The sequence below is a fragment of the Cricetibacter osteomyelitidis genome, from assembly GCF_004340985.1.
In the GTDB taxonomy this organism is placed as follows: domain Bacteria; phylum Pseudomonadota; class Gammaproteobacteria; order Enterobacterales; family Pasteurellaceae; genus Cricetibacter; species Cricetibacter osteomyelitidis.
Map to the genome: position 1 here is coordinate 166,175 of NZ_SLYB01000001.1, position 14,077 is coordinate 180,251.

Genomic DNA, 14,077 nt, shown 5'->3' on the forward strand with positions numbered 1-14,077 from the left:
GTGGCTGCTCGGCATTGGGTTTATGATCCTGCTCATATTGGCTGAAAAATAATGTCAATTTTGTGATCTTGATCACATTGCATTTATGATAATGGTCATAATTGTTTATTTTTCGTTGCATTATGCTAAAGCCGTATTCATTTCAAGCGAGGAGAACAAAATGTTGATGACTATCGTCAGTTTTTTGCTCGTAACGGGCATTGTAGGGTTTATTTCGTGGCAGAAAACCAAAGATGATGATTTAAGCACATCCAAGGGGTATTTCTTAGCCGGTCGGGGCTTGAGCGGCTTGGTCATCGGTTGTTCAATGGTGCTGACTTCGTTATCCACGGAGCAGCTTATCGGCGTGAACGCCGTCTCTTATAAGGGCAATTTTTCGATCATTGCGTGGACGGTACAATCGGTCATTCCGTTGTGTTTTTTGGCTCTTTATCTGTTGCCGAAATACATTAAAAACGGCTACACCACCATTCCGGAATTTTTTGAAAACCGCTTTGACCGCCAAACACGGCTGATAATGTCGGCACTGTTTTTAGTGTTCTATCTTTTTATCGTGATTCCGACCGCACTTTATACCGGTGCAATCGCCTTCAATAAGATTTTCAATCTGGAAACCGTGTTTGGGCTAACCTATGCCGAATCCATTGTTTATACGGTAGTGGCAATCGGCATTGTCGGGGCAGCGTATGCGGTATTCGGCGGCTTAAAAGCGGTGGCGGTATCCGATACGATCAACGCCGTGATTTTGGTCATCGGGGCGTTGCTCGTGCCGATTTTTGCCTTGATTTATCTCGGCAACGGCAGCTTTAGCGAAGGGTTAAGCATTATTGGCAATAACCATATCGAAAAATTTAATGCCATTGGCGGAGCTGATGACGCTGTGCCTTGGCAGGCGATGTTTACCGGTATTTTAATCGTCAATTTCTTCTATTGGACAACCAACCAAGCCATTGTACAACGTGCGTTGGGGGCGAGAGATTTACAAGCGGGTCAAAAAGGGATTTTAATTGCAGCACTTTTCCTATTAACCTTGCCGATTATCTTAAACTTACCCGGCTTGTTAAGTTTCCATATTTTAGGCGACGGCGTAGAACCAATGGACGCATCATATCCGACCTTGGTAAACCGTGTATTGCCAACCTTTTTACAGGGCTTCTTTATTGCCGCATTATTCGGGGCAATTTTAAGTACCTTTAACTCCTTCTTAAATTCAGCGGCAACCATTTACTGCAAAGATTTATTGCCGTCTATCAGCAAAAAAACCTTCTCTGAGCAGGAATTGATCCGCCACGCCAAAAAAGTGTCAGCAGTAATGGCGGTGCTAACAATGATTATCGGGCCGTTGTTAATGTTCGGCACAGACGGCATTTTCCTATTAACCAAACGCTTTGCCGGCTTTGTGAACATTCCGATTGTCGCCCTTTTCGCCGTGGGCTTGTTTAACAAAACCGTGTCCGGCGTTGCCGCCCGCATTGCCTTGTTATTACACGTTGTGCTTTATTTCTCTATCGTTTGGGTATTTAATGTTAAAGTGAATTTCGTGTATGTAATGGCGGCATTGTTTGTATTTGATGTGGTGGTAATGTTAGTGCTAGGGCAATTCTTGAAACGTGAACCTTACCAAGAAAGCAAAGAGAACAAAGACGGCGTGGATCTCACCCCGTGGCGTTATGCCCCGATGACCGTGGTATCCTTAGTGTTAGGCTTAATCGCATTGCATATCTTACTTTCTCCGCTAGGGCTTGCTTCTGCAAGCGGTCAGCCGCTGCTCATTTTAGGCATTTATGCCGTGTTGCAACTGTTGGTGGTGGTATTAATGGCAAGAAAAGGGGCTAAACAATGAATATAATGTATATTTTGTTGGATCAGGTTCGCAAGGATATGCTCGGCACATACGGGCATAACATCGTCAAAACACCTAATCTGGATCGACTTGCCGAGCAGGGCATCCGCTTCAATAATGCGTTTACGCCGGCTTCAGTGTGCGGGCCGGCACGCACGTCCTTGTTTACCGGTTTAATGCCGTCTTCCCACGGCATTATCAAAAACGGCGAAAAAGGCGGCACGGGCGAAATCAGCCGCCAAGCCCCGAATATCGCCAAACTGGACGGCTATAACTGTTATGTAGTTGGGAAATGGCACGTTGGCACGAAATCCGTACCGGAAGATTATGACATCAAAGGGCATAATTTTGACGGCTACGGCTATCCGGGCAGCGGCGTGTATAAAAATTTGGTATTTAACCAGCCACCAACCCATTCCAACCGTTACCACGAATGGTTGCTTGAAAAAGGCTACGAGATCCCCGAAGTCAGCTGTGCCTATTTTGGCGACAATCTGCATTTACGGGTGCAGGAATTGTGCGGTCTGCTATCCGGCACGAAAGAGCAAACCATTCCTTATTTTATTATTGATGAAGCGAAAAAATATATCGATCAATCCCTAGCGGAAGGCAAACCGTTTTTCACTTGGATCAACTTCTGGGGGCCGCATACCCCGTGCATTGTGCCTGAGCCTTATTATTCAATGTACAACCCCGAAGACGTGGTGCTAGACGAGAGCTTTTTTAAACCGCTTGAGAACAAACCGGGGCATTTCCGCACCATTTCAAAAATGTGGGGAATGTGGGAAGCCGATGAAGCACGCTGGAAGGAAGTGATCACGAAGTTCTGGGGCTACATCAGCTTAATTGATGATGCCATTGGCGAATTGCTGGACTATCTGGCGGAAAAAGGCATTGACGAACAAACCTTTATTGTCGCCACCGCCGATCACGGTGATGCAATGGGGGCGCATCGAATGATTGAAAAAGGCGAATTTATGTTCGACACTACCTACAATATCCCTTTGATCGTTCGAGATCCGCAAGCCACCCGAGTGAATAAACAAGATGACAATCTGGTCTATCTGCACGATTTAACATCAACGGTCTATGACATCGCCAACCAGCCGATCCCACAAGCCTTTGAAGGCGAAAGCCTATTGCCGATTGTGCGTGAAAATCGGGCAAATAACCGCAAAGGCGTATTAGGGCAGCTTGCCGGCCATTTCGTCTATTTCGAGCAGCGAATGTGGCGGCGTAAGGATTATAAATTGGTGTTCAACGCCACCGATCTGTGCGAACTTTATGACATCCGCCAAGATCCGCTGGAAATGCACAATCTGTTTTATGACGAACGTTATCGGGCGATCAAACAGGAAATGCTGGAAGAAATGCGGCAGGAAATGAAAAAATTAAATGATCCGCTGGAGAATTGGGTATATCGTATTATCAATGAGATTTAGGATAAATACGCAATATAATACAAATGCACAAAATATTATTTTTTGTGCATTTGTTGCATAATATCGAAAACACTCTGAATTTCGACCGCACTTTTCATTAACAGGACTAACTATGACCGCCCCTTACCTTTTACCGAACAACCTAACCCATTGCCGCCTTAATCATTTGCATCAAATGAAAAAAGGCACGTCAATTTATAATCAGGGGGAAACCGCCCACGTTTTTTATTATCTCAACGCCGGGCTGGTCGGGCTGTATCACACCTTGGATAACGGCAAAGAAAGTCTGGTGCGGCTTTATTGCCAAGGGGATTATTTCGGCTTCCGCACGTTATTCGGGCAGGACGATCAGCACTATCATTGCAATGCGAAAGTGTTGATTGATGCCGACTTAACCCAAATCAAGCCGGATAATATCGAGCAATTTTTCCTGCACAACAACGCATTAAGCCGCTTTTTATTGCAAACCTTGGCGAAGGAATTACGCGAAGCGGAGCAACGGTTGGCGAAAAGTGCCTATTTACGCACCCTTGATCGTGTGATCGATAGCCTTTATTTTTTAACCACCCACTTCCCCTACTATAATTGGACGTACCGTGAAATCGCTGAATATGCCGGCTGCGAAACGGAAACCGCCATTCGCATCGGCAAAGAGCTGAAACAAAAAGGCTTGTTTACCGAGCTCTTCCCCCAACCGCAACGGGGAAAATAGCCCAATGTCCTTTTTTGCCCCCCGCCCCGATTTTCGCCTAATGGCAAAGCCAAGCAGCTTCCATTGCAATATTCAGTGCGAATACTGTTTTTATCTGGAAAAATCCCACTATTTCGGCGAAAAAACGCCTTTTATGTCGCCCGACACCCTGAAAAATTATATAAAAAACTACATTCAATCCCAGCCGGGCAATCGGGTGGAATTTGTCTGGCAGGGCGGCGAACCGACGTTATTGGGGCTGGATTTCTTCAAAAGAGCGGTCGATTTTCAGCAAGAATTTGCCAAGGGCAAACTCATCAGCAACGCTTTTCAAACCAACGGCATTGCCTTAAACACACAATGGGCGGCATTTTTCAAGCAATATCAATTTCTAATCGGCTTATCCATTGACGGCTTAAGTGCGGTGCATAACCGCTACCGCATTACCGCCAGCGGCAACCCGACCTTTGAAAAAGCGGTGCGGGCAATGGCGTTATTGCAGCAATATCAGGTGGATTTTAATACGCTCACGGTGGTAAACGCACAGAACTGGCAAAAGGGCAAAGAAACCTACCTTGCCTTAAAAGCCCTAGGCTCAACCTTTATGCAGTTTATTCCGGTTGTGGAGCGGATCGGCAATCGCGTAACCGATTTTTCCGTGCCGCAAAACGGCTACGGGCAATTTTTATTTGATGTGTTTCAACAATGGTATCAGGAAGATGTGGGGCGGATTTTTGTACTGGAATTTGATAACCTGCTCGGGCAATGGCTGGGCTACCCGTCAAGCAGCTGCATTTATCAGCCCGTTTGCGGAAAATCTTTGGTGGTGGAAGCCAACGGCGATGTGTATGCCTGCGATCATTATGTGTACCCCGATTACCGACTGGGCAATTTAAATCAGCAACCGTTGGCGGAGATTGTGCAATCGCCCCAACAGCAGCAATTCGGCGAACAAAAAGCGGCGTTGGACACACAATGCCGCCAATGTGAATTTCAACCGTTATGTTACGGCGGCTGCCCGAAACATCGCTTTGTGCCTCTTGAAAATGAAACGGAAAAACATAACTACTTATGCCAATCTTACCGTTATTTTTTCCGCCAAACCGCCCCTTATATGCAACAAATGTGTCAACAAATTCAAGGAGTTAAACCCAATGGACATTAAAAAAATCACCACGCTCACCCCTGAACTTGAGCTTTATCATTACAATGAAATCCCTGTACTACATTTGGTTCATTCCATTGGCACGGCAAAAATCGCTCTGCAAGGCGCGCAACTATTAAGCTGGCAGCCGAAAGGAGAAAGCCGTGATCTGTTTTGGTTAAGTGAAATCGAACCGTTTGAATTAGGCACGGCAATTCGCGGCGGCGTGCCGATTTGTTATCCGTGGTTCGGCTCAAGCCAACAGCCTGCTCACGGCACAGCAAGGTTACGCCTGTGGCAACTGGACGAGTATCGGATCGAAGCGGAAAAAGTGCGGTTGGTTTTTGCCCTGTTTGACGAGCAGGGCATTATTGAAGCTAAAATGGCGATGACCTTCAGCGACAAATGCCGCCTTACCTTTACCCATTACGGACGGCAAGCGGCACAGGTGGCACTGCATAGCTATTTTAACCTTGCTGATATTGCTCAAACGGCAATCGAACCACTGCCGACCCAATGCTTTAACAGCCTGACCGGACAGCAGGAAAGCGTACCGAGCCGCCGCACCATTAGCGAAAATGTCGATTGCATTTACCGCATTGACCCATTAGGCAGCCAAACCAACCACATTATCGACCGCCAATTCCAACGCCAAATCCGCCTCGAACATCATCACGCCGGCGAATTAGTACTCTGGAACCCGTGGCACAAACCCACCGGTGCAATGAGCGAAACCGCCTATCAAACAATGGTCTGCCTTGAAACCGCCCGTTTAAGCCAGCCGTTGCGGTTCGGGGAGCAGCTTGAAGTGGAGATTTCGGTTGGGAGGTAAGGTTTCATTGCGTTTTTCTAAAAAATACTCCTTATAATAGGTTGGGAATTAGTCCAACTTTTAAAGGAGTCGCTCAGAAAAAAACTGGGTGACGAAATTAGCTAAAAAAGTGCGGTTGAAAAATGAGGTGTTTTATTGTCTAATTTGTCTTTTATAATCTAGGTATTGCGTTCTTGTTATAGGAGATAATATGTCATCCCTTTGGATCCAACTCGGACAGTGTCGTCTAATACAGCAGCGAGAAAATCAAAATGAACGGTTTGAGCCGGTGGAAACGGATATACAGGCAGCATTGCTTGCTTTTGCCGATAATAAAGCCGACTTTGAACGACGGGTGGCGAAATCCGATGTGCTGCTAAATCAATCCTTTCGCCCCACATTGGCGGCATTGCCTGCCGAAACCTTTTTTCAACGGCACGGTATGCTTGATTTATTGTACTATGCACGCCGAATGCAGCCTGACGAAGTGCGGTTGGTGGAAATGGGCGAGGTGTTTTCGACAAAACCGATGGTGATGGAAACCGATTACCTGCTTCGTCATCAAATCCACCCGGTCAAATTGCTTGACCGCCAATTCGGGCGACACCCGAAATTATTTGCCCCTGACGAAATTGCGAAATTACTTTTTCCGGATTTACCGATTCCTCCCGACGTGATGCAACGCAATTGGGAACAATGGCAACAACCTGTTTTCCCGCCTCCTGTAACCGACCCGAAAACAACGGAAAAAGACACCGCACTTTTTGGTGAAAATTTACCGCCGCTAAAATGTTATTTTATCTTAGATGCCAATAAGCATCCGTTGCTTCATCCCGAAGAATTTGAATGTCGTTCCGAGAGTTTATTTAAAGGCAAATTTGGTGAAGAAACCAAAGGAGTCGCACCTTATTTAATCGAAGTCCATCCTTATCCCGATTATCGGATTGAAAGTGAACTGATGGGCTTGTTCCATGATAAAAATGCCATAACGAAACTGAATTGGCATGAAAATTTAGGTATTTTTATCCATTCCCGCCATGATTTTGATACGGTATTTAATCATCTGCGTAAATTTCCCATATTGAAAGACGAAAGCGGCAAATGGTTTTTCTTCCGTTTTTATGACCCGAAAGTCTTGCGTAATTATCTTAATATCATCGCAAACAGTCCTGAAAAATTAAGCAAGTTTTTCGGCTATGACGAACGCATTATTCATGCCTTTGGTTCAGGTTATGATGATAGTTTTTATTATTATCAGCTCAACGCATTGCCTGAAGACACCATCCCGGCGCCGATAGTATTGACAAATTGGGAGAGAGAAGGATTCGCCGAGCGGAAATGGCAAGCGCACCATCAATCTTTGTTTGATGAAATATTGAAAAATTATTATTATGCACCGACAGAACAAGAACAAACCAACTTATTAAATGATTTGGATGAAGCGGTGAAAAAAGGTTATGAAAGCCGTAAATCAATTATTCGCTATGCGTTAATAAAAATGTTGGCCGCCCGCAAAGGGATTGATTTAACCTCACTGAATTTGGTACAAAAACAAGCCGATGATACCTTAATCGCTCAATTGTGGCATAAATTGAAATAATAGGAAAAAATAATGGCAGATTCTCCCGTAAATGTAATTAAACGTTGTGAAGAATACACGCATATTTATCCGGTAAGACTTGCATTAACTACGAACCGGTTAAAAGCAATTGCAGACTCAACAACACCGCTTATCACGCCTCAAGGTTTGCCGCAGGCAGGCAACGATTACGAATTACGCCGCTTGCGCAGCGGCTATATTTATATATTGGCGTTTGATGTGGCGGAAGATGGTGACGAAAGCTGTTTTATGGGGGATAAACACTTATTTGCCTATCGCTATTATTCACCTGAAATCGAGGGAAATGAGGCGAATTATGCCTATCAATTTGAACAATTGTTTTTTCATGATAACAGCATTGAACCGAACCTGGTGCATAAAAAAGCCCTTGTAAAGCCTTATATCAGCCTGCCTCGCATAATTACGCAGTTTGATATTTTTTATAGCGATATGTTACTGCCGGCGGAATTATTAAAAGCGCTGGCGAGCGGCGAGACAGCGAAGGGAACTTGGTTGCGCAGTGTTAAGCTATCGCCTATGGAAGGCAGTGTGGCGAAATTAACAGAACTCACGGAACTGGTACGGGATTTTCATCCTGACGAACCTTATTATGATAGTCATGAGGAAAATAAATTCCGTTTTACGGCGGTTGGTCGATTGCGCGTAAAGTTAGGTATTCCGATAACGGATAAAGGCTATATAGTTGCAGTGGAAGATCCTGTCGGTACGGCACGGGATTTGGCCGCTTTTCATACTTATTTGTCCGTTGAACGCGAAAAACTTCTGGATAAATATGAATACGCCATTACAACGGCACAGATAATTAAAGCCTATGTGCAGCAAGAGCATATTGAACACACCTATCAGGAAACCAAAAAACGCATTGATAATGCGTCAGGATGGGAAAAATTGTCGCACTGGGGATTAGCGCCGCCGGAGGTGACACGGATGAGTTTGGAACAGTCTTACCAATCATTGCGTAAATTTATTCATCCTCAACATTTAACCGAACACAGTCATAACGAAATATTTGCCGCCTTAAAAACGGAATTGCAGTTAGAGCAGGATATTCCGGGTATCAATGCCATTGAAAAGATGGCAAATATCACGGGGTTATACGGCAGGCATTTTAAAAAAGTGGTGGACGTACAGGTTGATTTTGTGGATAAACATCGTACGCTATTTGATAGCCTGGCGGCGATTTTTATGCAAAATCCACAAGCGGTTCGGGCGGCGGAATGCTGGTGTTTATATCATCACGGTTTATATGCCGGTATAGACGTTTCGCCTTATGGGTATAACGCCTTAACGGAAGCCTATTACGAGGACATGCCGGAAACCGCACAGCGCAAGGGTAGTCAAACCGTCGCCACATTGCGCCAACATCTTTCGGCAATAGGGAAAGTGCTGCCGGCATTGGAAACCGTGGCAAAAAACGACGCGTTTAAAATCATCACCTACGATTTATTTACCGAAGTCCTGATTCCAAGCCGTTTGGCAGCAAAATTGAGCAATAAAAAATCGGCTAAAGGGAGACCGGATTATGTACTATGGCGACGGGTGTTTGAAGTCAATCCTCTGACCAAGGAGGTGGTTTCGAGGGGGACTGGTACAATAGTGCTGCCGAATAGCGATATGCACTATAAAAAATATCAATTGCAGGTTCACTATCTGGAACCGAATTACCGACCGTTTTATCTTAGTGGCGGACTGGCGAAGTTATTAAGTTATGAGGCGGTTATCGGACTGTTTTCGGATAAGAAAAAGTATAAAACATGGGAAGGGCAGTTTGCTAACGACCCACTCCTGGCAACGATAATGATGTTTGCCGGTCATCAAGCGCCGGCAGGCGGGATAGAAAAAGCCATGCTGCAGGCAAAAGACGAATTGATTAACATCGCAGACATCAAACGGAACCGCAGCAGCAAAGCGTTGATTTACCGTTTCTTTAGTCAAACGCCTAAAATGCCTCCACAGATTTCAATATTTACCCAAATCAAAGCGGCGTTATTAAATGCCAATTCGGGCTTAACCTTATTCTCAGGTTTAGTGGAATACGGTGTTTATACGGAAAGCCGCTATCGGGGCGATAAAATCGGCGCCAATGCGGCATTGTTACGTGGTTTTGGCGGGGTGAGTGTTGGCACGGCATACGGGGCGCTGGGTTTGTTTGCCCATAATGGCGTGCTGGCAAATTTAGCGGTCTTAGGGTTACAGGGGATGCTGTTGGTAGGTGCCATTGCCTTAGTGGCAGGTGTCGTCATGGGCTTTTTCAGCCAAAAAGAAATGGAGGCTTGGATTGAGAATGGGTTTTGGGGGACGAGTGAGATGTATTGGGGCGAGGCTAAAGGAGGGTATGAATGGAATGCAGAACGAGAAAAACTCTTTAAAAATCAACTTAAAAAAAGTGAATTAGTATATAGATCATTAAATAATGGTGAGCGTGAATTAGAAATAAACGCTGAAACGATCTTTGAAAAATACACCATTGAAATGCAACGTTATTTCCAATTTAAAGAACCGATCAAGCTATCTAAATATGAGTCAAACAGTATTTTGGTGGAACATTCTTCCTTGATGAATCCCGCTATGGCGCAAACAATTCGAATTAGTACACTTATCGTTAATACCTATTGGCGCTGTGATAACCCGGTATTTAGCGTAGAATACCTTAAGGAAGGGCGTGCCGTGCTGCATTTTAGTTTTCCGCTTAATGTGCGTGTTAACACCCATGATGATGAGAATATCTCCGACAGTATTCCGGAAAATGAAGTAAAAGAAATGCGGATAGCAATATCTATGGCGGATTATCAGCACTCCGATAAACGTTTTTATTCCAAGTTACAAGTCATCAAGATAACCTAAGGAAAATTTATGAATAATACAAATACAGAGAGATATCGCAATTTACGCTTTTCCATTCGCAAATGCGGTGAAGATGAAATCGAAATTCGCCATGCCATTGCAGACGGCTATATTCGAGGTTTGATTCGGGTATTTTTTATTGGATTATTTTGTGTCAGTACCACGATAAATGCGGAGTATGGTAATTATCCTTTCTATAATGAAATTAATGCTATAAAGAGAGATTGGATATGGACTTTTAATCCAGATATAAAAACAGAACCCTTATACAAAGATTATTTAGAAGTAATTAATGACCCTGATTTTATTAAGAAATATCCAAATGAAAAGATCATGGCTTATAGTGAATACAAAGAGCTTTATATAAAAGATAAAAAATGGAACAGAATCCGCGCCTATTTCCATTTTATCTGGCTCCCTTTCTTATTTATCTTACTTTGCCTGCCGCGAGCGCGTGGTATTCGGGTAAACCGCAAAAAACGCATTATTTACGCACGGCTGATTGACGGCAAATACAGCGTTGCCTTTGTGCCGAAGAAGGGCGACCCGCTAGGTGGACTGACTTATTCCTGCTGCGGGATATACCCTTTCGGTTGGGGCGAATATTTTTCCTTAAGCGTTGCGATTTATGATAAGTACAATAACCGGGACACACTGCACAATATCGGTGTCTACCCGAGTGTCAATCAAACCCAAACCCAAGAAATTATCGATGCCGTTCGTGCCTATTTAACCGAAGACGAACCGGAATTTTTACAACATATCGGCAATCGCTACAAAGTCTGGGGCGGACGCTTGCGCATAGCCTGCTGTAACGCATTTGCCATTCCGATACCCTTTAACCGTAAAAAAGCCGAAAGGGAAATTGATGCCGCCATTAAACAATGGAACAGACAAACTATCGAAAAAAAACAAAACTACTTTAACGACATTAAACAGGCACAATCAATCATTAATCAAGAGCATGCAGAAAAAGGATTGGATAACCGCCCATGGTAAAAACTTGCCGAAAACCGACCGCACTTTTAAGGCATGTTATTGATTAATTCCTTATCAACAATGTCTAAAGGTGTCAGCGCGTTACTTAAAGTGGCTAAAAATCAACACTTTAGAATGGCAACCTTTGACCTGATGGCGGAAATAATCATTCCTAAGCATATGGTGATTGAAAAAAATGCCCGCGGGGTGGTAAGAGCAAATCCAAAACAGAATCTTTTTTTATGGCGGCAGATTTATGAAGTCAATCCCATCACAAAAAATATCGTTGCTAAAGCACAAAGTGAGTTCGTGATTCCGTCATCGGAAGCATTACAGCGTGGAAAATATGTTTTAAAAACGCAATTAATTGAACCTAATTACAAATTGTTTCATATATTGGGCGGCTTAGACCATATTTTAAGTTATGAAGCGGCAGTTAAAATTTTTAGTGGTACGGCACAGAGCAAAACGCTCCCCGCACGTTTTACGAACGATCCGTTTGTCGGTATCCTATCCATGATTGCGGGACAACACGCCCCGCCGAGCCGATTGGAACAATATATTGAAGAGGCAAAATCGGCGGTTGTAGTCGAAGAACGCCTGAGTCATAGAGCGGAGATGAAAAAGACACTGATTTCGTTACTCTCCAAGAATAATAATGAAGCAAAAATTTTTGGATTGAATATTGCGAATATCAAACGAACGGTAATCAGTGGTAATACGGCATTATCCTTATTTTCAGCGTTAGTGGAGTTTGGTATTTGGTCGGAATCGAATTATAAAGATGACCGGATAGGTCAGCAGGCAGCGATGCTGCGGGGGTTTGGCGGATTAACCTTTGATGCTTCATTGGGCATTTTGGGGATGCTTGCAGCGGACGGTATTACGGGGCTTGCTGTTACGGCGGCAACAACCGGTATGTGTATTGGTGGTATCGCCTTGGTAGTCGGGTTAATAATGGGCTTATTAAGTGAAAAAGAAATTGAAATCTGGATCCGAAATGGTTTTTGGGGGAATAGTAAAAATTATTGGGGGGAACCTGATAAAGGGTATGAATGGAAAGGAGAAAAAAGAGAAGAAAAATTTTTAGTTCAAATAAATACAGCCCGTTTTAGTTTTAATCTAATTGAAAATAATGTTTTATTCATTAATCCAAAAGATATTTATTATAAATATACAATCGAAATGCAGCGTTATTTCCAATTTGCATCAAAAATGAAAATAACCGCATTAGATAAACATCATATTGTTGTTTCGCATCCGTCGCTAAATGATGCGCAAGTGGCAGCCGGATTAATAGTTAAAAGCCTATATTTTAATAAAGGGCTTTGGGAATGCAGAATCCAACCCGAAAAAACAATTAACTTAGCACAATCTCAAGTCATATTAACTTATCCGGAAGAGTATCCGGTCACAGTAATAAATTCAGGGAAATTTGGTATTTATCAAGACGAACGGTTTATCGATACAGATATCCAAGATATGAGAATTACCGTATCACTACCGGATTATCAAGGCTCAAATGGGCATTTTTCAGGAACAGAAACAATTAAATTTTAATCATAAGGATAAATATGACAAAAAAATACAGAACACTTAGGTTTTCAATTCGGAAATGTAGTGATGATGAAATAGAAATCAGACATTCAATGTATGACGGTTATATACGCGGATTTATTCGAGCTTTATTTATCGGTATTTTAATCGTTGGTTCATTTATGGATCTAAAACATGGAGTTTTACCTTTTCAATATATGGCAGAAGATATTCAGCGGGATCTGGATGCTTTATTTGAACCGGATAAATATATACGACCTAATTATCAAAGATATTTAAAACTTTACCAAGATCCAGAGTTTATTAAAGAATATCCAAATGAAAAACTGGAGTCTTATGAAGAATATCGGAAACCTTATATTGAAAGGGCAAAAGGACAACGAATGTGGGCCTATTTCCACTTTATTTGGCCTTTATTTTTGCTTTTTTTATTATGCTTACCCCGAGCTCGCGGCTTGCGGATTAACCGCAAAAAACGGGTAATTTACCGTAAAGCACTGGATAATTATTATTCCGTGGCGTTTGTGCCGAAAAACGGCGATCCGTTAATGGGATTAAATTATAGTCTATTTGGTGAATATGCCTTTGGTAGCGGTCATTTTTTTTCTTTAGGAATCAGATTTAAAGATTTTGAAACACAACGGGTGTCCGGTGCGAGCTTTGGGGTTTACCCCACACCGAATGCCGAACATAACGCCGAAATTATCCGTGCCATTCGGGCTTACTTAACGGAAGATGAACCGGCGTTTTTAAACCATATCGGCAGCCGATATAAAGTTTGGGGCGGCGATTTAGGCATTATCTTTTGCAATGCTTTCACGTGGGGCATTCCGTTTCGTCGTAAAAAGGCGGAACAAGCCGTGGATAACGCCTTAAAGAAATGGAAGCGACAAACCATTGATAAAAAAACAATGTGGTTCAATGAAATACACCAAAATCAAGAACATATCAATCAGGTGATTGAACTGCAAGGAAAAAATAATGTGGTGGAATAAAAATTTTCAAATTCTTACCGCACTTTTAGTGAAAAAGTGAAACGTAATGGGAGTTCTATTGGAAGAATAATCCTTTCAAGTGTTATGGCGACGGGTGTTTGAAGTCAATCCTCTGACCAAGGAGGTGGTTTCGAGGGGGACTGGTACAATA

10 protein-coding genes are annotated in these 14,077 nt (G+C 43.2%); all 10 read left to right on the top strand.

Annotated elements, in window-relative coordinates; genetic code table 11:
* Window positions 1–160: 160 nt before the first annotated feature.
* The 10 genes from EDC44_RS00700 to EDC44_RS00745 all read left to right on the top strand — a co-directional run bounded on the left by EDC44_RS00700 (window position 161) and on the right by EDC44_RS00745 (window position 13,926).
* Window positions 161–1,843, top strand: a complete 1,683-nt coding sequence (locus EDC44_RS00700; RefSeq protein ID WP_131974357.1) for a solute:sodium symporter family transporter — start codon at window positions 161–163, stop codon at window positions 1,841–1,843.
* Window positions 1,840–3,285: a sulfatase family protein gene (locus tag EDC44_RS00705; protein WP_131974359.1), complete on the top strand. Its 1,446-nt coding sequence runs from the start codon at window positions 1,840–1,842 to the stop codon at window positions 3,283–3,285. Before EDC44_RS00700 ends, EDC44_RS00705 begins: the two co-directional genes overlap by 4 nt.
* 112 nt (window positions 3,286–3,397) lie before the next feature.
* The gene (locus tag EDC44_RS00710) at window positions 3,398–3,997 is read left to right on the top strand and encodes a Crp/Fnr family transcriptional regulator (RefSeq protein WP_131974361.1); all 600 of its coding nucleotides are present in this window, start codon (window positions 3,398–3,400) and stop codon (window positions 3,995–3,997) included.
* A 4-nt stretch (window positions 3,998–4,001) separates the two neighbouring features.
* Entirely contained in the window at window positions 4,002–5,141 is a 1,140-nt protein-coding gene (locus EDC44_RS00715) for an anaerobic sulfatase maturase (RefSeq protein ID WP_131974363.1), read from the top strand.
* Window positions 5,131–5,952, top strand: a complete 822-nt coding sequence (locus tag EDC44_RS00720) for a D-hexose-6-phosphate mutarotase (protein ID WP_131974365.1) — start codon at window positions 5,131–5,133, stop codon at window positions 5,950–5,952. Before EDC44_RS00715 ends, EDC44_RS00720 begins: the two co-directional genes overlap by 11 nt.
* Before the next feature lie 190 nt (window positions 5,953–6,142).
* Window positions 6,143–7,531 carry a DUF4123 domain-containing protein gene (locus tag EDC44_RS00725; RefSeq protein ID WP_131974367.1) on the top strand — a complete coding sequence of 463 codons (1,389 nt, stop codon included), beginning with the start codon at window positions 6,143–6,145 and terminating at the stop codon, window positions 7,529–7,531.
* A 12-nt stretch (window positions 7,532–7,543) separates the two neighbouring features.
* The gene (locus EDC44_RS00730) at window positions 7,544–10,396 is read left to right on the top strand and encodes a toxin VasX (protein ID WP_131974369.1); all 2,853 of its coding nucleotides are present in this window, start codon (window positions 7,544–7,546) and stop codon (window positions 10,394–10,396) included.
* 9 nt (window positions 10,397–10,405) lie between these two features.
* Window positions 10,406–11,395, top strand: a complete 990-nt coding sequence (locus EDC44_RS00735) for a hypothetical protein (protein WP_131974371.1) — start codon at window positions 10,406–10,408, stop codon at window positions 11,393–11,395.
* A 39-nt stretch (window positions 11,396–11,434) separates the two neighbouring features.
* Window positions 11,435–12,934, top strand: coding sequence for a hypothetical protein (locus EDC44_RS00740; RefSeq protein ID WP_131974373.1), 1,500 nt, complete (start codon window positions 11,435–11,437; stop codon window positions 12,932–12,934).
* A 14-nt stretch (window positions 12,935–12,948) separates the two neighbouring features.
* Window positions 12,949–13,926: a hypothetical protein gene (locus tag EDC44_RS00745; RefSeq protein ID WP_131974375.1), complete on the top strand. Its 978-nt coding sequence runs from the start codon at window positions 12,949–12,951 to the stop codon at window positions 13,924–13,926.
* Window positions 13,927–14,077 lie beyond the last annotated feature (151 nt).